The sequence below is a fragment of the cf. Phormidesmis sp. LEGE 11477 genome, from assembly GCF_015207105.1.
In the GTDB taxonomy this organism is placed as follows: Bacteria; Cyanobacteriota; Cyanobacteriia; order Phormidesmidales; family Phormidesmidaceae; genus Phormidesmis.
Genome location: NZ_JADEXO010000043.1, coordinates 25,071 through 45,340 on the forward strand (window position 1 = coordinate 25,071; position 20,270 = coordinate 45,340).

Here is a 20,270-nt window from a genome sequence, read left to right on the forward strand (position 1 = left end):
AAAATACTTGAGTCTATTACCCGCTAAAGGAAGACCGTATGACCCGCGCAATCATGGAGACAGACAAAGGGACTATCAACCTTGAGCTGTTTGAGCAAGATGCCCCTAACACCGTTGCCAACTTCGTAAAGCTCTCAAAAGATGGCTTTTATGACGACCTTAACTTTCACCGCGTAATTCCCAATTTCATGGTCCAAGGAGGATGCCCCAACGGCACTGGGACAGGCGGTCCTGGCTACAAAATCGACTGTGAGATCAATCCTAACAAACACGAGGCCGGCAGCCTTTCTATGGCCCATGCTGGCAAGAATACCGGTGGTAGCCAGTTCTTCATTTGCCATGAAGCTCAAGGCCATCTAGACGGGATTCACACCGTCTTCGGTAAGACTGAAGATATGGATGTCGTCAACGCGATTAAAAAGGGCGACAAGATTAAGTCCGTCACCATTGAAGAGTAGTCCCTAGAGAAAGACAGTCTTTTGCAAGAGATATCTTTGAAGAAGATACTTTAAGAAAGACGGTCTGATATTTCTTGTCCACCTGAAGATGCACTTCGCACAGCATTTTCAGGTGGATTCAGTTTAAAATGGTGAGCCCGAAATGATTCTTTGAGATCAGTCGATGGTTCTTACACCAGCACAGAATGCTCAGGCTAAAGCTGACAAAGATAGCGTCTACAGCTCGCCGATTGGAAAGAAGATTCTCACTGGCGTCACCGGGTTAGGTTTGACTACTTTTGTCGTTGGGCATCTACTTGGCAACCTCACCTTGTTCTTAGGAGTATCGACTTACAACCAGTTAGCCCACAGACTCGATAGTTTGGGAGCACTACTCTATCTAGTCGAACTTGGGCTACTAGCCATAGTAAGTGTGCATGCTGCTATCGGCATCGGCATCTACCTTGGTAAGCGACAAGCTCGGCCAAAGCAATATGAAGAGTATGAGAGTGCAGGTAGACCTAGTCGCCAGACGCTAGCCTCTCGAACGATGATTTTTTCGGGTGGGCTGCTAGCTGTATTTCTGGTTTGGCATGTAGCAACCTTTAAATTTGGTCCTGCATACAGCCTGCCGAATTCAACGGATCGCGACTTGGCTCGACTGGTACTTGAGACATTTCAGCAGCCAACTTACGCAGTCAGCTACGTAGTGATCTTGAGCTTTCTAGGATTGCATTTGCGTCACGGACTTTGGAGTGCGTTTCAATCAATGGGCATAGCCACCAAACCGGGAATGGTCGCGGCTAGTAGCCTATTGGGAAGTGCGATCGCGCTAGGATTTATCAGTTTGCCGATTGCTATCTACTTCAGGTGGCTGTAATGCAGTTAGACGCGCGTGTTCCAACGGGCCCTTTAGCCGAAAAGTGGACTCTTTTCAAAGACCAGTCTCAGCTAGTTAATCCATCCAACAAAGCAAAACACACAATCCTGGTCGTAGGCACCGGACTAGCGGGTGCATCAGCAGCGGCAACCCTAGCAGAACAGGGCTATCAGGTCAAAAGCTTTTGCATTCAAGACTCACCCCGCCGGGCCCACAGTATCGCTGCCCAAGGAGGAATCAACGCCGCCAAAAACTATCCTAATGATGGCGATAGCATCTGGCGACTGTTCTACGACACGATCAAAGGCGGCGATTATCGATCGCGCGAGGCAAACGTTTATAGGCTGGCACAGATCAGCAATCAAATCATCGATCAGTGCGTGGCTCAAGGCGTGCCGTTTGCCAGAGAATACAGCGGCTTACTGGCTAACCGATCTTTCGGCGGGGCGCAGGTGTCTAGAACGTTTTATGCACGGGGGCAGACGGGGCAGCAGCTTTTGCTTGGTGCTTATGGCGCGATGATGCGGCAGGTGGCTGCAGGGCAGATATCGCTGTTTCCTCGGCGCGAGCTGCTAGATCTAGTTGTGATCGAAGGGCGAGCCAGAGGGATTGTCGTGCGTAATCTGCTCACTGGCGAATTTGAGCGGTATGCCGGAGATGCGGTAGTACTAGCCACAGGTGGCTATAGCAATGTGTACTATCTTTCGACGAATGGCAAGAATTCTAACGTGACGGCGGCCTGGCGATCGCACAAAAGAGGCGCACTATTTGCAAATCCTTGCTTTACCCAGATTCATCCGACCTGCATTCCAGTAGCCAGTGAGTTTCAATCAAAGCTGACGCTGATGAGTGAGAGCTTGCGAAATGATGGCCGGGTGTGGGTGCCAAAGCAAGCGGGCGATCGGCGAGCCGCCAAAGATATTCCAGAAAGCGATCGCGACTACTATCTAGAAACGCGCTATCCGACTTTTGGTAATCTGGTGCCCAGGGACGTGGCTTCTCGCAATGCCAAACAGGTGATAGATCAAGGCCGGGGCGTGGGTTCGACGGGCTTGGCTGTATATCTAGACTTTCGCGATGCGATCGCCGCCCAAGGAAAAGAGGCAATCGCCGCTCGCTACGGCAACCTATTCGAGATGTATCAGCGAATCACGGGCGAAGATCCCTACAACCTACCCATGCGGATCTACCCAGCAGTGCATTACACCATGGGCGGACTGTGGGTGGACTATCACCTGATGACGACTATTCCAGGACTATTTGCACTAGGTGAAGCAAACTTCTCAGACCACGGGGCAAATCGTCTAGGCGCAAGCGCTTTGATGCAGGGATTAGCCGACGGCTACTTCATTATTCCGTACACGCTAAGCGATTATCTCGCTACGAATCCAACAGAACTAGTAGACACCTCTGATGATGCCTTTGCAGAAGCGGAAGCATCCGCTCGGGCCAGAACGCTGAAGCTATTGAGCATTAAAGGGGAAAAGACAGTACTTGCGTTTCACCGCGAGCTAGGCCGGCTACTGTGGAACGGGGTGGGGATGAGTCGGAGTCAGTTGGGGTTGGAGGAGACAATCGAGGGTGTGCGATCGCTCCGCCATGAATTCTGGCAAAACTTGCGCGTTCCCGGCGAAGCCAACACCTTGAATAAAAACCTTGAGTTTGCCGGACGAGTTGCAGATTTTATAGAGCTAGGTGAGCTGATGGCCCACGACGCCCTCGCTAGAAAAGAATCCTGCGGCAGTCACTTTCGCACCGAGTACCAAACCTCTGAGGGCGAGGCCCAAAGAAGAGATCAGCAATATTCAACCGTTTCTGCTTGGCAATATGAGGGAGATGAGCGGGCGCATACGCTGATTGAAGAAGAACTCGACTTTGAAAATGTAAAGCTCACACAGCGTTCTTACAAGTAGACTACTCTTCCAAACAAACCGTTTATCCAAGATCATAAAGATCTCAAAACCGAAGGCTTTTGACACTAATGCTGATAGCTACTCACTTCCTCATCGTTCATATCGTCATCGAGTTGTACTTCATACACCAGTTCACTACCGTCAGGTGTTTCCAGTCTCAAAGAACTATTCGAGAGGATATAGCGATTCACTTGGGAAAGTAGTTGCCCATACTGATAGTCCGACATTGTTTCAGACACAGAGGTGCATCTCATCAAAGTACGGCCTAGAACTGAGACAACCATCTGTTCACCAGCTCGCTGTAGATATCTGCCATCGTAATAGTTGCAACTGTCAAACCCATGGATTTCACCTCCTAGATCAAACTCGATAGTGAACTCGATATTTGACTCCACAGGTTGCTGATTGTAGTGAGTGAGTCGCCAACCCTGTCGCAGATTCTCAATCTCGCTACTGATGACACCGTTAGCGATCGCAACTGTATTACCCGTCAGCACCAGAAAAAATGCAACAGTCCCTACAAAAACCGCATTCAATCGCTGGTCTAATCTCCGATGCTGTGTCATTACACCATACCTTCAATCTTCTAGGAACAGTCCCAGAATGAGTGAAGAGTAACACCTCTGTCAGTACCCGTCTGTGTACTTCCTTATCTTTCTTACTCCCGATTTACTGAGTCGCGCTCGTTTGTCTAGACATCTACTATGGCTCTGGACCCGGACCGGGGTAAGGCCCTGACTACTTCAAAATCTAGCCATAGGCTGAAAGCGATTTTGGGTAGTACGTATGGTTTTAGTTTCAGTTCTCTGACACAGAGCAGGTGACATGTTCTACATACATTTGGCCCTCTCATTATCTAGACCTTTTGATTCGGGCTAAGACAGCGTTTTTTATGTCCCATTATAGAATTCGTGAACGCAACAAAGCTTTCTGGGCTATGTCTCAACGTCTAGCAGCACGCCTAGCTCAATACTACCTGCCAAGAACTGTGTTCTTTGGAATGAAGCGCAGCAAGGACGACTAAGCTCTTTCTAGGCTTTTCAGTTTCTTCTTAGCAGAGGTTGAGCACATTTTTCTTGTGCTTACCCTGGTATAGAAGTGAGCAGCTAACTTCAGTGAACCTTGTTATATTACCGATACGAAAAATTAATTCTAGGGCGTAAGTATGAAGGCACTGGAGATCGCACAGCGCACTTTCTTTTCGGTTCATGTAGCTTCACTGATTTTTGGATTAGCAGGGCTTTTAATCGTGTTGCCGAACACGGCTTTCATCGCGGCGCTGCCTGAGTTTGGGCAGCAGGCATTTCAGTGGTCAATGGCAGGTGGCGGTGCGGTGTACATGATTTCGGGGGCACTAGCTGTCTCTATTTATGCCTATCGCAACCTGAGCTTATGGCACTGGCTAACCTTTATGCTGCCAGCGCTGGTCGTTTCTACTGGCGCTGAGCTGCTAGGCACCAGCACAGGCTTTCCTTTTGGAGAATATCACTACCTTTCTGGCCTAGGCTACAAGATGGCAGGTCTGGTGCCGTTTACCATTCCGCTGTCCTGGTTTTATCTGGGCTTCAGCGCGTATCTGCTGGCTTATATGGGCTTGGTGGGTTTAGGTAAGCTGCGAGTGCCAAGTGCGATCGCCTTCGGGTCTCTGCTCCTCACCTCCTGGGATTTCGTGCTGGATCCAGCTATGAGCCAAACCACAATGCCATTTTGGGCTTGGGATCAGCCAGGTGAATTTTTTGGGATGCCATACCAAAACTTTGCGGGCTGGTTTGGTACAGGGGCAGTGTTTATGGCGATCGCAGCCGTACTCTGGAAAGCTAAATCCTTAGAAATATCCAACGTTCCGCTAGGTTTGCCGCTGTCCATATACCTGAGCAACTTTACGTTCGCCATGGTCATCAGCATAGACAGCAAAATCTATTTTCCTATCTTGCTTGGGCTGTTGTTAGGCGTACTGCCTGCGCTGCTGCTGTACCGTTCTGCGACGGAAACCTATGGCGAGAGCGTGGCCAACTTTGAGACGCTGGCTGTCTCTGGGTCAGGAGAAACCTAGGTGAGATTTTTGCCAATTGCAGAGCTAGTGTCGGCTGGTGCTGTAGATATTTCGGCTCCGGTCGGGGCCACTGCGCTGGTTCTACTTTTGGTTCAGCTACCTGCCACGTTGTTGTTGCTTTCTAGGCTGCTCAAGGGGGTCAGGCGGCGGCAGCCCCTTCAGCCCAAGCCGTCCACTCGCTCACAGGCGGCAGCGGTCAGCGTAGTTGTGCCGACCTTAAACGAAGCGCATAGGGTAGAACCTTGCCTAGTAGGGTTGTCAGCTCAGTCCGATGTGGTTCGAGAGATTTTGGTGGTCGACAGCCGTTCTACGGACGGGACACAAGCAAAGGTAGCTGCGCTTGGAAAAAAAGATAGTCGCATTCGGCTAGTCACGGACGAAGCGCTGCCCGATGGCTGGGTTGGCAGGCCCTGGGCATTGCACAGTGGTTTTTTGAGCACTGATGCTAATAGCGACTGGGTGTTAGGCGTAGACGCCGATACTCAACCTCAGCCTGGGTTGGCAGCTAGTCTGCTATATGAAGCGGAAACGCAGGGCTACGATATTGTTTCGCTATCGCCGCGTTTTATTCTTGAGTCGGCTGGTGAATGGTGGTTGCAGCCTGCAATGTTGATGACGTTGATTTATCGCTTTGATTCGGCGGGCGTAACGGTCCCTGACACAGAACGGGCGATGGCAAACGGTCAGTGTTTTCTTTCTCGAAGAAAGGTGCTAAAAGAACTAGACGGCTACACCTGTGCGGCGAGTTCTTTTTGTGATGATGTCACGCTAGTGCGTGAGGCGGCGCGGCGCGGTTACAGGGTGGGTTTCTTAGATGGAGCCGATGTGATCAGCGTGCGGATGTATGAGGGAATAGCGGAAACTTGGAGCGGGTGGGGGCGCTCCCTTGACCTGAAGGATTCTATTTCGCACGGACAGCTATGGAGCGACTTGTGGCTGCTGGTGAGTACTCAGGCGTTGCCGATACCGCTGTTGTTGCTAGCCTGGAGCGGCGTGAAGTTTTGGGGGTGGGAGAGCGTTGGATCGGTTGTTGTTGTAGCCGCAGTCATGCTCAACATTCTATTGCTGACTATCCGGATTGGTATGCAAGCCGCTGTTGCAGGCTCCTATGACTGGACTCAAGCAAACCCGTTCAAAGCGATGTTCTTTTGGTTTTCACCATTAGCTGATCCTGCAGCAGTGCTAAGAATAATTCTTTCAGCCTTCCAGCGTTCTATTAAATGGCGCGGTAAAACCTACCGTAAAGTCTAAGATCAAACTGGCGAAGTAGCATTGTTATTTGAGAAGGATTTTGCAGCAGCAGGACTGAGGCGACGCCTTTTCGCTAACTTCTCATAGCGCTAGCTTCGCTTCAATTTATCCTCTTTAGGTCGAAACTCGGGCGTAGCCTATCCGCATATGTCAAAGCTTGTAAAGCGTTTCTATTTTTGACACTTTGATTGTGACACGGTTTCTGAAACACGAATATGGCCCATAAACCTACTGTTTTGAGGTTTCGCCCGATAGTTCCAAAAGTGGTTATTTGCGGACAGTAGTATAGCGTGCGCTCATGGGCTACTCTTGTTTATCTAAAATAGATGGAGACAGAACAGTTGCCACAGACAAATCCACTATGAGAATCAGTCTGAAGGTTTGGAGACAGACCGATACTCAATCCGAAGGTAGCTTTAGGCGCTATACGGTCGATGGCGTTCAGCCGGATCTGTCTTTCTTAGAAGTGCTCGATATGCTGAACGAACATCTAACGCTACAGGGAGAAGTTCCAGTCGAATTCGATCACGACTGCCGAGAGGGAATCTGTGGCTCTTGCGGCATGATGATCAACGGTCAGGCACATGGTCCTCAGCAGCGAACTTCGGTCTGTCAACTGTACATGCGTAACTTCAAAGACGGCGATACGGTGACGATCGAGCCCTGGCGAGCGACTGCCTTTCCAGTTGTCAAAGATTTAGTTGTCGATCGATCGGCCTTGGACCGCATTGTTACGGCTGGCGGCTATGTCTCTATCAAAACTGGGGCCGCGCCGGATGCTAACGCAGTGCTCGTCAACAAACCCGACGCCGACCAAGCTTTTGACTATGCTACCTGTATTGGCTGTGGCGCTTGCGTGGCGGCCTGCCCGAATGCGTCGGCCTCTCTGTTTACAGCGGCTAAGATTTCTCATCTAGCGCTGCTGGCTCAAGGAAAGCCGGAGCGCAAGCAGCGGGTGGTGAAGATGACGCAACAAATGACAGCAGAAGGCTTTGGCGATTGCTCAAATCACGGTGAGTGTCAGTCGGTGTGCCCGCAGGGAATTTCGATCGATGCGATCGCCCGCATGCGCCGAGAATACATTCGCGCTAAGCTACCGTTTGGCTAGCCCATCGATCGAATCTATCATGAAGGGCCCGCTTCAAAAGGACTAACCCACGACATGCCAACTGCTCAAGCCACTGCTCAAGTTAAAGAAATATACACCGATGGCGCTTGTTCAGGAAACCCTGGCCCCGGTGGCTGGGGAACGCTGATAGAATTCGCCGACGGCCAGGTTCAAGAGCTAGGGGGCCGCGATACCAAAACCACAAATAACCGGATGGAAATGCAGGCTGCGATCGCAGCCCTAGAATTTCTTTCATCAGCGAGTATCGAGAGTAGCGCGGTCATCCTACACACCGACAGCGAATATCTCAAAAACGGCATTACCAAATGGATAAAAGGGTGGAAGCGCAAGGGCTGGAAAACCTCATCAGGTAAGCCTGTGCTCAACAAAGATCTTTGGCAGCAGCTCGATCAGCTTAGTCAAACCTTGAGTACTGAGCAGATTGATATCGACTGGCGTTACGTACGAGGTCACACTGGTAATCCCGGAAACGAACGCTGCGACGAAATAGCAAGAGCCTACTCTCACTCACAGCCGATCTCGCTCAAACAGCACCAGGCATCAGCCAGCTCAGCAAAATCTGCCTCAACCTTAAAAAACGTGCTATCTGATATACCCGCTCAAATTACTGTCACTGAAGGTGATCCATCTCACACACCGACGCTAACATTTGACGAGACAAACAATCAGAAAGAATCAGGTGTCATGACAGCTCCAGCCATCTCCAAAAAGCAGCTCGATAACGGTCTCTCAGAAACTTCTAGAGTCACCCGCATCAAAAATACATTAGAAACGCTCCAAGTCACAGATGAGCTGGCTAAACAAGGCTATCTCATTACCAGCGCAGAGCTTGCTGATTTAATGGACGTCAATGCTAGCGCGGTTACCAGCCGAGGTGACTATTGGGCCTGGCGTAACTGGACCGTCTCTCGCATTCGTCGTGAAGGGAATCAAATCCTCTGGCAGCTAGAGCGAATTGATGAATAGCCAGATGAGTAGCCAGGTAAGTATCTAATAGGAAGTCTAATCCCTCAGGAATAGTCAGCAGGGCACTGTCGGCCAGCTTCACCTTCCGCTAACCTGGCGGCCAGCCTAGCGCTCGTCCACCCAGCAGGTGTAAATGTAGATGAAACACGGTCTGGCCCCCGTCTTCGCCCGTATTAATAACCACTCGATAGCCCTTCTCTAGCTGCTGCTCTCTAGCGATATCGCTCACAACAAACAGCAAATGACCTAGCAGAGCCTTATCTTCTGCTTGAGCGTCTGACAGCTTGGGAAGTGGCTTCTTAGGAATGACTAAGATATGCGTCGGTGCTTGAGGCGCAATATCTCGAAAGGCTAAACACTGGTCGTCTTCGTAGACGATATCAGCGGGAATCTCTTTGCGAATAATCTTACTGAAGAGAGTATCTTCTGGCATAAGGCAAGCTTTCTGTCGCCACTGCAGCGACCTTTGACAGAGCAGCCTTATCTTATAGTATCTATCCGTATCTACGACTTCGCTTCAAATATTGTCAGAAATCAGCATTCATTACTACGCCATAAGAACCCATCACGCTACCCACGCTAAAAGACATCGGCGAATTGCCACCCGTACTAAGTTTGCCTCCATTTTCTAAGAGAGAACCGATTAGCGGCAGATCGGCAAAATCAAGCGTACCTGCTTTAGCAGCGTTTTCTGCTTGCTGGCGACGAACTTCGACACCCGTATTGATATTCTGGGCGATCGCACTCAAACCAAGCTCTGAGCGCTGCGTCTCAAACTGACTAGACTCCGACGGCGATAGAGAAATCACCTCTGCCAATAGCGGTTCTGCGTAGGCTGTCTTTACCCCAGTAACCAGACAAGCTAATCCGATAGTACAGCTCAAAATCAAACGACCAACAGACGCTTTGAAGAGCATAAGCATGAAGAGAAGATATTGTATAGATATAGGCTACTCAGCAGGAACACGGTGTAACAGGCGGAATTTACCGATTTAGCTATCTAGATAGTAGAAAGCACTGATCGATCTACTGACTTTGAACACCAAGATTTGAGCACCAAGAATTGAACCATAAGGCGCTCAGCATTCTCTTTTACGCCAGCCTACAAGCTTGCTCGTAATGTCTTCACGACAAACTGGCTTGTTTCAGCCGATAGCTCTGGCCATATTGGCAAACTCAAAACCTGTTTACCTAGCTCATCACTCACTGGATTAGCGGGATATTGTCCGTCATAGATCGGCAAGCGATCTTGAGGGAAAGGATAGTAGACCATACTGCCAACGCCCGCATCGGCCAGTGACTTCTTTACATGGTCTCGTTTGCCACCCAAGATGCGGATGGTGTACTGATGAAAAACATGGCCATCACTTAGCGCTGGCGTAATTACATCAGCGACACCTTCTAAAAGCTGGCTATACGTCTTAGCAACCTGTCGGCGCTGCTGATTCCACAGATCAATATAGTGAAGCTTGACCTGCAAAATAGCGGCTTGAATCGCGTCAAGACGGGAGTTATAGCCCAGCATTTCATTGCAGTACTTCTGCTTAGAACCGTGCATTCTCAGCATGATGGCGAGTTCTGCTAGCCGATCGTCGTCGGTGGTGATCAAGCCCCCATCGCCATAGGCCCCCAAATTTTTAGTCGGAAAAAATGAGAAGGCACCCACATCACCCAGACTGCCGGCGCGCCTTCCCATCAGCGGCTGGCGAATTGCATCGTCACAGGTATCTTCACAGCCATCACAATTACCCTTGTAGACCGCCCCAAAAGATTGGGCACAGTCTTCGATAATTTTGAGATTGTGTTTTGCTGCGATCGCCCTGATTTTCGCCATCGCTGCCGGATTGCCATACAGATGCACCGGCATAATCGCCTTAGTTTTGGCTGTGACTGCCGCCTCGATCAGGTCAGGGTTGATGTTAAAGCTATCGGCCTGGATATCGACGAACACCGGCTTTGCCCCAATGTTACTAATCGATTCCGCAGTCGCAAAGAAACTAAAGCAGGTTGTAATCACCTCATCGCCAGCTTCTATACCCAGGGCCCTAAGGCCAATGATCAAAGCATCCGTGCCCGAGTTTACGCCGATAGCATGCTTGACCCCTAAGTACCTGGCAGCTTCAGCTTCAAAGTTTGCAACCGTCGGCCCTAGAACAAACTGGCCCGACTCAAGCACCGCATCGATAGCGGCTTGGATTTCTGATTTGATCGCTTGGTACTGAGGCTTGAGATCTAAGATCGGAATCTTGATTGAGCTCACGTTAGCTTTTTCTCTCTCGTAGGCAGTCAGAACAGATAAACATTCCAGATAAATATTGGTGTGATCTCACCAACGAGTACCTGACACAATTGTCAATCATTCGTCTCAAACTCTATCATGCCCGTCTACGCTCATCTGAGTAGCCGCAGCTAAAATTGACTAGCCTACTTCTGCGGTTCGTAGACCTCTGGCAAAACGACTTCTTTGGGTCTAAATCTAACTTGCGAATGCAGCCATCCCGTGATCAGACGAGGGCAGTTCTTACGGCTCCAGCGCAGCATGAACGGACGAAATACCGGCTTGGAATGGCGAGCAATCAGCTTCATAATTCGGTTTAGTGGGCGCGATCGCACCCGCCGATTCACCAGATTTATCGAGCCCACATCATACAGACAGTCCATTATCAGCCGCAGTGTCACTTCCTCTCTCAAAAAAAGACTTTCCAGCAACAGCTCTACATCTCGCATCCGATCGTCTTCTATCTGCTGTTCGCGAACCACAGCCGACGTTTTTTGCGATTTAAAGAGACTTAGCATAGTCGATTAGGATAAAAGCAGTGAAGACAGTGTTGGTACCAACTTACCGCCTGACCCCTTAGTCTGGGTCTACCTAAAGAAAAATTCCTCAGTACCAGGCGTGCAATTGACTCGACTATTCATTTAGAGCATCTTGGCAAGCGTGTTACGAACCCTGGCGCAGTTTTTCTAATACGCTCTGATCTTCCATTGTCGTTGCGTCACCCACAACGTCTTCGCCGCTAGCTAGGTTGCGTAAGAAGCGGCGAATGATTTTGCCAGATCGGGTCTTGGGTAGGGCGTCGGTAAATTGGATTTCACCAGGGCGGGCGATCGCACCAATCTCCTTGACTACGTGCTGCTTCAGCTCAGTATTTAGCTGATCGCTGGCCGAATAGGTAGACTCCAAGGTCACAAACGCATACACGTCTTCACCTTTGATCTCATCCTTGCGACCGACTACCGCCGCCTCAGCTACCGCTGGATGCGACACCAAGGCCGACTCAATCTCCATCGTGCCCAGTCGATGACCCGACACATTGAGCACATCATCCGTCCGGCCCATCACCCAAAAATAGCCATCGGCGTCCTTTCGTGCTCCATCGCCTGCAAAATATAAATACTGTCCATCTTTGGGGGGAATATGCTCCCAATACGTCCGCCGGAAGCGCGCATCGTCCCCATAGACCGTACGCATCATGCTCGGCCAGGGGTACTTCACTACCAGGTAGCCGCCTTCGTTTGCGCCCACCGGGTTCCCCTCGCCATCAACCACATCCGCCACAATCCCAGGGAAGGGCTTAGTCGCAGATCCAGGTTTAGTGGGCGTTGCGCCTGGCAGCGGCGTCAGCATAAAGCCGCCTGTCTCGGTTTGCCACCAGGTATCCACAATCGGACAGTTATCGCCACCAATTACCTGGCGATACCACATCCAGGCTTCGGGGTTGATCGGCTCGCCCACCGTGCCCAAGATCCGCAGAGAGGATAGATCGCGAGCATTTGGCTCCTTGTTACCCATCTTCATGAAGGCGCGAATTGCCGTCGGCGCGGTGTAGAAGATAGAAACTTTGTACTTTTCTACTACATCCCAAAAGGCCCCAGGGTTAGACGGCCTAGGCGCACCTTCGTACATCAGCGTGGTTGCGCCATTAGAAAGCGGACCATACACGATGTAGCTATGGCCTGTAATCCAGCCAACGTCTGCCGTACACCAATAGATATCCTCTTCTTTGATATCAAAAGTCCACTTGAAGGTCATGTGGGTATAGAGGTTGTAGCCAGCCGTGGTGTGGACGACGCCTTTGGGTTTGCCGGTGGTGCCGCTGGTGTAGAGGATAAAGAGCAGATCTTCGCTGTCCATGGGCTCGGCTGGGCAGTCGGTAGAGGCCGACGGCTTGACATCGTGCCACCACACGTCGCGGCCTTCTGTCCAGTCGATTGCTTGCTGGGTGCGCTGTACGACTAGAACGTTAGTAACCGACGGCACTGCATTATCTTCGAGGGCGGCGTCCACTGCGGGCTTGAGGCCCATCGGTTTATCTTTGCGGAAGCCCCCATCTGCGGTGATTACGACTTTCGCTTCGGCGTCGTTGAGGCGATCGCGCAGAGCCTCTGCACTAAACCCACCAAATATCACCGTATGCGCTGCGCCAATTCGGGCACAGGCCAGCATTGCCATCGCCGCTTCTGGAATCATCGGCATGTATAGGCCAACGCGATCGCCCTTCTGCACGCCCATATCCTTGAGCACATTTGCCATCTGACACACTTCTGCATGCAGCTCAGCGTACGTCAGCGTCCGAGAATCACCCGGTTCACCCTCCCAGATCAGCGCCGTCTTGTCCCGCTTATCTGTCGTCAGGTGCCGGTCCAAACAGTTATACGAAATATTGATCTTGCCACCGACAAACCACTTCGCAAACGGCGGCTGCCAGTCCAACACGGTATCCCACTTCTCAAACCAATCAAGCTCTTCTTCAGCGAGCTTCGCCCAGAACGCAGCAGGATCAGCCGCCGCCTCGTCATAGAGCTGCTGATAAGCCTCCATACTCGGTATCCGCGCTGCCGCAGAAAACGCTGCGGGCGGTTCGAATACCCGTTGCTCCTGTAGTATCGATTCGATGGTGGAATCTGCCATGTGGATGCTTGCCTACTATCAGCGCTGGAAAATCTTTCAAAACCATACTGCGTTTGCCTGCAGCTTCGCCGCCAAAGTCTCGTTTCTTAAAGTTTGGCTCATTCCCTTGCTTGGCGATCGCCCACTACAACCGCATACCATAGTGGGGATCAATTGATTTACTATGTCTATAGGTGAATATTCTCGGCCTTAAACATGTCTCTTCCTCACGCAATTTTGGCCGCGCTGTTCAACGAATCCTGTAGCGGCTATGACCTAGTTAAACGCTTCAATAAGTCGGTAGAGTGCTTTTGGAGCGCTAGCCATCAGCAAATATATAAGGCACTAGCCAAGCTAGAAGAAGACGAGCATATTTCTTCTGAGAAAATTGAACAGGAAAATCGACCGAATAAGAAGCTGTATACCGTCACCGAGAGCGGACGGCAGCTTCTACAGGCGTGGATTGGTGAGACAGAGGAAGAGATCGCGCCGCTGAAGTCAGAGCTGCTGGTGAAGCTTTCGGTAGGTCACGCGGTGCCGACAGAAACGCTATTAACGATGCTAGACGCCTACTATCAACAGCACCGAGAACGGCTGAAGAGCTATCAGAGTGTGGCTAGGCAGTATGAACAACTGCCGCAAATGTCTCGGGAAAGTCAGTTCCAGTACCTAGCACTGCGAGCGGGCATTCGGCAGCAGCTAGCTTGGGTGGCCTGGTGTGAAGAGGTGATGAGCTTTTTAGGACAACCTGCAGAGCAGCCAATCACTCAGCCAGTAGCCGTTCGTGGTGAGTCGAGTAGAGAGACCTCTGTATCTGGCTGAAGCTGCTGACACTGTTCGCACAGGCCAAAGAATTCTAAGGTGTGATAAAAAATTTGGAAGTGGTGAGACTCGGTAAGATGGGTTTCTAAGCCATGAACCGGACATTCAGCCATTTCAGCGGAGTGGCCGCAGCGAACACAGGTAAGGTGATGGGTGTCTGCCTGGACAAGGCTATAGAGAGATTCGCCACTGGGCAGCGTGCGGACTTGAATCACGCCTTCTTGTTTTAGAGACTCTAGGGCACGGTAGACGGTGGCTAGGCCAATGCTGCTTTTTTCTTGCCTTAGATGAATATAGAGGTCTTGAGCTGAGACTGCTTCTTTAAGCCGCTTGATCAGCTCGAAAATTTGGGTTTGGCTTCGGGTACGACGGCTTTTCATTCGCCTTTTGTTTAGCCTTAAGAGATTTTGCAAAAAGATTGACGCGAGAGCGTCTTACTACACTTTAAGCTATATAGCAGCGTGCGATTGCAGACTCGAAAAGAAGGCTGAAGACTACGTATCGACCGATCGCTGGGTCGGTGATTCTGCAAAGCTTTAGTCAGCAGCGGAGAATTCAGCGCCGTGGCAGACGCTATAGAAGAATATTGAGGGTGAGATTAAATAAGGTAGGATCACTTGTGTTCTTTTGGGGCCGTTGCGGTGACACAATCTGCTGATGTTCAATCCTACCAAGCAAAGGTCTATGTGACTTTGCGGCCTTCTGTGTTAGACCCAGCGGGAACGGCTGTGCGCTCTGGCTTGAGCCATATGGGCCACGACAATGTGTCTAAAGTGCGGATTGGCAAGTACATTGAGGTCGACTTGACCGCTCAGAGTAAGGTGTCGGCGCAGGAACAGCTAGACAAGATCTGCGATCAACTACTGGCGAATCCGGTGATCGAAAATTACTGCGTGGAAGTTTTTGAAGCAGCGTAGGAAGGTAACTCTATGAATTTTGGCGTCATCGTTTTTCCGGGGGCAAATTGTGATCGCGATATTGCCTATATCCTTCGTGACATCCTGGGTCAGCCCACCCGTATGGTCTGGCATGAAGAGAGCGATCTTTCTGAGCTAGATGTGATCGTCGTACCCGGTGGATTTAGCTATGGCGATTATCTGCGCTGCGGGGCGATCGCCCAGTTCTCCCCAGCGATGCGAGCTACCGTCGACCACGCCAAACAGGGCAAACAGGTGATGGGCATCTGCAACGGCTTTCAAGTACTGACCGAGATGGGCCTATTACCTGGGGCGCTAGTTAGGAATCGGGATTTGCACTTTGTATGCGATCGCACTCCTGTGCGAGTAGAACGCACCGATTTGCCTTGGACTCAAGGCTACAGTCCAGGCCACATCATTACCCTGCCGATCGCGCATGGTGAAGGCTGCTACTTTGCAGAAGCCGACACTATCAAATCCCTAGAAGACAACAACCAGATCCTTTTTCGCTATTGCGACGCGCTAGGGGAAGTCAACGAAGCGGCTAACCCTAACGGCTCGCTCAACAACATCGCTGGCATCTGTAACCAGGCTGGTAACGTCCTAGGCATGATGCCCCATCCCGAAAGAGCCGCAGACAAAGCACTTGGCAATACCGATGGACTTGCTTTGTTTCAAGGGCTATTACAAACGGCGATGGCTGCAGTCTGAGCGCGACAAATAGTCCAAATTGAGGCTCTCAGCTATCGTTAGGGCCTCTGTTGTCAGTGATTTTAGCGCTACTAGTGTAGCGAGATAATGTACTGGGATAAGCAACCAGTGCTATAGTCAATCGCACACGAGGCAGACAGGCTAAAGACGTGCAGCGGCAACCAGTTACGTCCTCACTTGCAACGAGCTAGATTTGTGCGTAGAGCTTCCGACGAAGGTTTTGATCAGGTGAATAGCGTTTTGCTACGTCCACAGCAAATCACGCGCCTATTGTTCGTTGTCGTGGCCGTTCTGACCGGGCTTAGTTTGATCGAATCCCTTGTGGGCAGAACGTCTATCTTAAAAATGGGATCGGAGTCCAGTCTTCCAACCTGGTACGCCGCGAGTATTTTGCTGCTTAGCGCTATTTTACTGTCGCTGATCGCGCGTGCCAAACAGCGACAGCATGACACATACGCTAAGCACTGGACAGTACTTAGCCTTATTTTCTACGTGCTTTCTATTGATGAGATTGCCAAGATTCACGAGCGGATGGGAGCTGTAGTAGGTCAAAATATCGCCCAGTGGCTAGTCTCAGACCTAGAAAGTTTAGCCCCGACCCAGAGAGAAGTGTTTAACTATGCTTGGGTTATTGTCGCTATTCCGCTACTGATCTTGTTTTTTCTGGCCTACCTTCGCTTTGTCACTCGTCTGCCACCGCAGGTAAGAACCCTGTTCATCATGGCGGCTATCATTTTTCTGTCGGGGGCGGTGGGGTTAGAAACTCTCTCAGGCTATCAACACTATCTCAATGGTGATCAAACCTGGACTTACACGCTGCTGACTACGCTCGAAGAAGCCCTAGAAAAAATCGGCACTGTTGTTTTCATCCATGCGCTGCTGCTCTATATCAGCACCTACCTAGATGGAATGCAGATCGTTTTAGAAGGCAAAAGCAGCGTGGCTAAAAAGCGAAGCAGAGCAATATCCAGATAGCGATCGCACACCATTGTCGCACGACTGTCTTTGACTAAGATCACAGTCAACCGAATCTAGGACTAGCCGATCGACGACTAGTTGACCTGCAACCTTCTAGTAACAATAGTGACACCGTCTTCGCGCACCAGCAGCGCCGACACCCAGCGACTATCTGGCGTATCAGGCGCTTCTCCAATCTTGAACAGGCCCCCGGCGGAAAGCAGCTCTAGCTCAACCGGGCGACCAGCAAAGAAATCAGTCGAGGTCACACCCTCATCGATCACCCCACCGAGCAAGTAGCGATTGCCAAGCGGTTCTAGGACAATTGCATCGAAGTCATATTGCTCACCACTCTCTACCTGCTCAGCTAAAATCACAGAGACAGAGGGCGGCTTTTCACCTGATGTCATCTGGTTGCGCTCCGATAGAGTCTCTTGGGAAATAATTTTGCCGTCCTGGTAAGCCTGCCGCGAACGAATGATAGATTCTAGTTCTCTACTCTGACCGTTATCAATTTGGGTGCCGCTGACGTAGGTTACCGTTTCAGCCAAAAATCCGGTTGAGGTAGGCTCCCATGACTGCAGCTCTACCCGATATGAAAGGGTGGTATAGCGATCCCAGAAAGTCTGTAGGGCGGTTTCTAGGGTTTCGTAGGTAAAGCCGTCTTCGTTGGAAAAAGAGGGGCTGTAGCCATCCATCACAGCGGTCAGATCTCGCTCAGAAGCAGCGGTCTCCATATTTTCAATAGCGGCAGTCAGCTCTGGCGGGGCGCTCTCGGCGGGAGCCGCTTTAGCAGCAGAGGCAGCGCCGATACTGATAGCTAATCCACTGGCTATGCCGATGACTAGGGGAGCGACTATCTGCTGACATCTAAACCGAAATGAGATAGACCGAAGTTGAGGCCAGGAGCGGCGTAGGGCCATGAATTTGCGTGTCCTTCGTTTTGAGAGTTTTTCTAGCAGCTAATGTTTTTAGAAACTAATTCTAGGGAGTAAAAGTGAATAGTAAATTGGTGGATTGGTTGGCAGATAGTACCTTAAACCAAGGTAACCTGAAAATTGTATTAATACGGTATTTGACTAGCATGTGCCGCTGTAAGGGGTCAGTTTTATGAGCGAGGGGCTACTGGTACAGAAGACGAGTGAGACCACTAGCAAGACTAGGCGAAGGCCAAAGCTTTTGATTGCAGCTAGCGGCACAGGCGGCCATTTATTTCCGGCGATCGCAACGGCTCAGCAACTTGCCGACTGCGAGATTGAGTGGCTAGGCGTGCCCGATCGCCTAGAGACAGAGCTAGTGCCTGCTGATTACAAACTTCATACGGTGAAGATGGGCGGCGTTCAAAGCGGATTAGGCCTCGATGCAGCTAAGCAGCTAGCGCGGTTTGCAATGGCAACGATGCAGGTACGGCGGCTGCTAAAGCGCGGTCAGTTTCAGGGCGTCTTTACAACGGGTGGATACATTGCGGCACCTGCAATTTTGGCAGCGCGGTCTTTGGGATTACCTGCCGTACTGCATGAGTCGAATGCGCTGCCGGGTAAGGTGACTCGGTTCTTAAGCACTTGGTGTACAACGGTAGCCGTAGGATTCGAGGAGGCGGTGGCACATTTGCCGAAGGCGCAGACAGTGGTGGTAGGGACGCCAGTGCGATCGCAGTTCCTATCGGCTTTAGATAATGAACCAGATAGCTTAGCCAATTTGGATATCCCGGCTGATGTGCCGTTGATTGTCGTCGTCGGCGGCAGTCAAGGAGCGGTTGCGGTCAATCAGTTGGTGCGAAACGCTGCTCCTGCCTGGTTAGACTCTGGCGCTTGGATTGTGCATATTACCGGAACAAACGATCCAGAAGCAGATAGCTTTGAACATGCGTGCTACGTTCACCGGCCTTTCTACAGCAATATGGCGGCATTGTTTAGCCGAGCGAACCTGGTGATCAGCCGAGCCGGAGCCGGAACTTTGATTGAGCTAGCGGTAACGGGCACGCCTTCGATTTTAATTCCTTATCCATTTGCAGCCGAGGATCACCAGACATTTAATGCGATCGCCTTTCAAAAAGCTGGAGCAGCAGAACTCCATCAGCAATCAGAACTAGAAGAGCAGAAGCTTCAGGGCTTAGTACTCGATCTATTAGCATCCCCTAGCAGACTAGAGCATATGTCTCAAGCAGCACGCAGCCTGTCGACCGTGGACAGTGCAGCCAAGATGGCTGAAATTATCTCAGCTCAACTCTTCGCTTAATTCGACTATCTGTCTAGTCACGCAGCGTGCCGGTGTCAGAGCAGAACGACAATCCAAACTATCAAAGCATTAATCAGCGCCACCAGCACCGCAGCACTGGCGGTATCCTTTGCTTTCTTGGCTAAATCATCGCGGTGTAATCCAATGCGATCAATCGCCGACTCGACTGCCGTATTAATCAGTTCAACAGCTAGTACAATCAGTACCGAACTAATCAGCAGCGCCATCGATACGGTGTCTGGTGCAATCAATATTGCAAGTGGAATAAGCAGAACAGCAGCAATAGCTTCCTGCCGAAAAGCTGCTTCGTCGCGCCATGCGGCAGCCAGTCCATCAACTGAATTAAGAAAAGCAGACCACAATCGTTTCATATCGGCGCTCTACCTTGTGGACGGGTTCATGGACAGGGTCTTGCTCTTTACGTCTGGCTCTTTACGTCTGGCTCTTTGCGACAGATATCGCTTTTTCTCTCCATTACCTTATCAAGGCGCTCATTCCATCGATCATTATCAGCTAACCTATCCTCCGCTCAAGGTTAAGGGCATTTCTGTTTGCTCTCTTCTATTTTTCTTTGCAGAAGTGGGGTGTCTCCTAAGTAGGGCTGTCTGTAAAGTCGCTCGAATTCTCGATCGAAGTGCGCCGCGACGGTGGGATTGCGAATGACCAGGAGCGTTTCATCATTTTTTGTGTTGGCAGCATGGCTCCAGTTTTGGGAGCCGACGATGACGGTGGTATTGTCAATAACGGCAAATTTATGGTGAAGTTTGTCGCCTGCTGGGAGCCGTGGGGAGCCCACTGATGGGATGGGCGTTTGCCAGGGGCGATTTTGCGCTTCGATTTTGCAGCGGTGGTCGGGTAGCGTAATGCCTAGCATGTCTAGGGCTTCGCTGTAGTTGCGATAGACGAACCCAGGATCAATTAAAAGGCGAAGTTTGGTGCCAGCTTTGACTTCTGTTTCTAACTGGTTGGCGATGCCCTGGTCTGAAAAGACAAAGAGGGCTAGGTCGATGCTGCTATTGGCCCTGGCCAAAGTACGAGAGATAAGTCCGTTGACGCTTTGTTGCCAAGGCGATTTTGAAGTGGTCGGAGAGAATTGAACAGTGAC

General features: G+C 50.7%; 22 protein-coding genes. 12 read left to right on the forward strand and 10 right to left on the reverse strand.

Translation table 11 applies throughout. The annotated features are described in order from the left end of the window. Nucleotides 1-38 precede the first annotated feature (38 nt). The 3 genes from IQ256_RS14010 (at nucleotide 39) to IQ256_RS14020 (ending at nucleotide 3,230) form a co-directional block, all read left to right on the forward strand. Entirely contained in the window at nucleotides 39-458 is a 420-nt protein-coding gene (locus IQ256_RS14010) for a peptidylprolyl isomerase (protein ID WP_193856159.1), read from the forward strand. Between the two features lie 163 nt (nucleotides 459-621). Next, nucleotides 622-1,317, forward strand: a complete 696-nt coding sequence (locus IQ256_RS14015) for a succinate dehydrogenase cytochrome b subunit (protein WP_193856160.1) — start codon at nucleotides 622-624, stop codon at nucleotides 1,315-1,317. Then, the gene (locus IQ256_RS14020; protein WP_193856161.1) at nucleotides 1,317-3,230 is read left to right on the forward strand and encodes a fumarate reductase/succinate dehydrogenase flavoprotein subunit; all 1,914 of its coding nucleotides are present in this window, start codon (nucleotides 1,317-1,319) and stop codon (nucleotides 3,228-3,230) included. The genes IQ256_RS14015 and IQ256_RS14020 overlap by 1 nt, the downstream gene beginning before the upstream one ends. A 65-nt stretch (nucleotides 3,231-3,295) precedes the next feature. Here IQ256_RS14020 and IQ256_RS14025 read toward each other — a convergent pair whose 3' ends face one another. Further along, nucleotides 3,296-3,796: an META domain-containing protein gene (locus tag IQ256_RS14025; protein WP_193856162.1), complete on the reverse strand. Its 501-nt coding sequence runs from the start codon at nucleotides 3,794-3,796 to the stop codon at nucleotides 3,296-3,298. A gap of 599 nt (nucleotides 3,797-4,395) precedes the next feature. On the opposite strand from IQ256_RS14025, the gene cruF reads away from it, so the two are divergent. From cruF to rnhA, 4 genes are all read left to right on the forward strand, one after another. Continuing rightward, nucleotides 4,396-5,283 (forward strand): gamma-carotene 1'-hydroxylase CruF, encoded by an 888-nt coding sequence (cruF, locus tag IQ256_RS14030; protein ID WP_193856163.1) that lies wholly within the window; start codon nucleotides 4,396-4,398, stop codon nucleotides 5,281-5,283. Continuing rightward, nucleotides 5,284-6,534: a glycosyltransferase family 2 protein gene (locus tag IQ256_RS14035; protein ID WP_370623448.1), complete on the forward strand. Its 1,251-nt coding sequence runs from the start codon at nucleotides 5,284-5,286 to the stop codon at nucleotides 6,532-6,534. Nucleotides 6,535-6,895: 361 nt separating this feature from the next. After that, complete coding sequence (locus IQ256_RS14040) at nucleotides 6,896-7,642, forward strand: succinate dehydrogenase/fumarate reductase iron-sulfur subunit (RefSeq protein ID WP_193856164.1); 747 nt, start codon at nucleotides 6,896-6,898, stop codon at nucleotides 7,640-7,642. 54 nt (nucleotides 7,643-7,696) lie between these two features. Next, nucleotides 7,697-8,629, forward strand: coding sequence for a ribonuclease HI (rnhA, locus tag IQ256_RS14045; protein ID WP_193856165.1), 933 nt, complete (start codon nucleotides 7,697-7,699; stop codon nucleotides 8,627-8,629). Nucleotides 8,630-8,717: 88 nt separating this feature from the next. Here the strand turns inward: rnhA and IQ256_RS14050 are convergent, their stop codons facing one another. The 5 genes from IQ256_RS14050 to acs all read right to left on the reverse strand — a co-directional run bounded on the left by IQ256_RS14050 (nucleotide 8,718) and on the right by acs (nucleotide 13,541). After that, nucleotides 8,718-9,062, reverse strand: a complete 345-nt coding sequence (locus IQ256_RS14050; protein ID WP_193856166.1) for a histidine triad nucleotide-binding protein — start codon at nucleotides 9,060-9,062, stop codon at nucleotides 8,718-8,720. 94 nt (nucleotides 9,063-9,156) lie between these two features. Then, complete coding sequence (locus IQ256_RS14055; protein ID WP_193856167.1) at nucleotides 9,157-9,546, reverse strand: hypothetical protein; 390 nt, start codon at nucleotides 9,544-9,546, stop codon at nucleotides 9,157-9,159. A 185-nt stretch (nucleotides 9,547-9,731) separates the two neighbouring features. Further along, on the reverse strand, nucleotides 9,732-10,889 hold the full coding sequence (locus IQ256_RS14060; protein WP_193856168.1) for a DegT/DnrJ/EryC1/StrS family aminotransferase: 1,158 nt from the start codon (nucleotides 10,887-10,889) through the stop codon (nucleotides 9,732-9,734). Between the two features lie 164 nt (nucleotides 10,890-11,053). Next, nucleotides 11,054-11,425 (reverse strand): hypothetical protein, encoded by a 372-nt coding sequence (locus IQ256_RS14065; protein WP_193856169.1) that lies wholly within the window; start codon nucleotides 11,423-11,425, stop codon nucleotides 11,054-11,056. 145 nt (nucleotides 11,426-11,570) lie between these two features. Further along, entirely contained in the window at nucleotides 11,571-13,541 is a 1,971-nt protein-coding gene (gene acs / locus IQ256_RS14070; protein WP_193856170.1) for an acetate--CoA ligase, read from the reverse strand. 195 nt (nucleotides 13,542-13,736) lie between these two features. Between acs and IQ256_RS14075 the strand changes: the two genes are divergently transcribed. Then, a complete protein-coding gene (locus tag IQ256_RS14075) occupies nucleotides 13,737-14,342 on the forward strand; it encodes a PadR family transcriptional regulator (protein WP_193856171.1) in 606 nt (201 codons plus the stop codon). Here the strand turns inward: IQ256_RS14075 and IQ256_RS14080 are convergent. Next, on the reverse strand, nucleotides 14,288-14,722 hold the full coding sequence (locus IQ256_RS14080; RefSeq protein ID WP_193856172.1) for a Fur family transcriptional regulator: 435 nt from the start codon (nucleotides 14,720-14,722) through the stop codon (nucleotides 14,288-14,290). The two genes, IQ256_RS14075 and IQ256_RS14080, sit on opposite strands and share 55 nt — an antisense overlap. A gap of 261 nt (nucleotides 14,723-14,983) precedes the next feature. Between IQ256_RS14080 and purS the strand changes: the two genes are divergently transcribed. The 3 genes from purS (at nucleotide 14,984) to IQ256_RS14095 (ending at nucleotide 16,945) form a co-directional block, all read left to right on the forward strand. Further along, nucleotides 14,984-15,259 (forward strand): phosphoribosylformylglycinamidine synthase subunit PurS, encoded by a 276-nt coding sequence (purS, locus tag IQ256_RS14085; RefSeq protein ID WP_193856173.1) that lies wholly within the window; start codon nucleotides 14,984-14,986, stop codon nucleotides 15,257-15,259. A gap of 12 nt (nucleotides 15,260-15,271) precedes the next feature. Further along, nucleotides 15,272-15,970 carry a phosphoribosylformylglycinamidine synthase subunit PurQ gene (gene purQ, locus IQ256_RS14090; protein WP_193856174.1) on the forward strand — a complete coding sequence of 233 codons (699 nt, stop codon included), beginning with the start codon at nucleotides 15,272-15,274 and terminating at the stop codon, nucleotides 15,968-15,970. 195 nt (nucleotides 15,971-16,165) lie between these two features. Next, the gene (locus tag IQ256_RS14095) at nucleotides 16,166-16,945 is read left to right on the forward strand and encodes a hypothetical protein (protein WP_193856175.1); all 780 of its coding nucleotides are present in this window, start codon (nucleotides 16,166-16,168) and stop codon (nucleotides 16,943-16,945) included. A 77-nt stretch (nucleotides 16,946-17,022) separates the two neighbouring features. Here the strand turns inward: IQ256_RS14095 and IQ256_RS14100 are convergent, their stop codons facing one another. Continuing rightward, a complete protein-coding gene (locus IQ256_RS14100) occupies nucleotides 17,023-17,850 on the reverse strand; it encodes a nuclear transport factor 2 family protein (RefSeq protein WP_228024874.1) in 828 nt (275 codons plus the stop codon). Between the two features lie 187 nt (nucleotides 17,851-18,037). Between IQ256_RS14100 and murG the strand changes: the two genes are divergently transcribed. Beyond that, nucleotides 18,038-19,165, forward strand: a complete 1,128-nt coding sequence (murG, locus tag IQ256_RS14105) for an undecaprenyldiphospho-muramoylpentapeptide beta-N-acetylglucosaminyltransferase (RefSeq protein ID WP_193856176.1) — start codon at nucleotides 18,038-18,040, stop codon at nucleotides 19,163-19,165. A gap of 35 nt (nucleotides 19,166-19,200) precedes the next feature. On the opposite strand, the gene IQ256_RS14110 is transcribed toward murG, so the two are convergent. Together IQ256_RS14110 and IQ256_RS14115 are read right to left on the reverse strand one after the other, a co-directional pair. Beyond that, nucleotides 19,201-19,536 (reverse strand): diacylglycerol kinase, encoded by a 336-nt coding sequence (locus IQ256_RS14110; RefSeq protein ID WP_193856177.1) that lies wholly within the window; start codon nucleotides 19,534-19,536, stop codon nucleotides 19,201-19,203. A gap of 164 nt (nucleotides 19,537-19,700) precedes the next feature. After that, a partial coding sequence (locus tag IQ256_RS14115; protein ID WP_193856178.1) for a phospholipase D-like domain-containing protein occupies nucleotides 19,701-20,270 on the reverse strand: 570 nt, incomplete at its 5' end.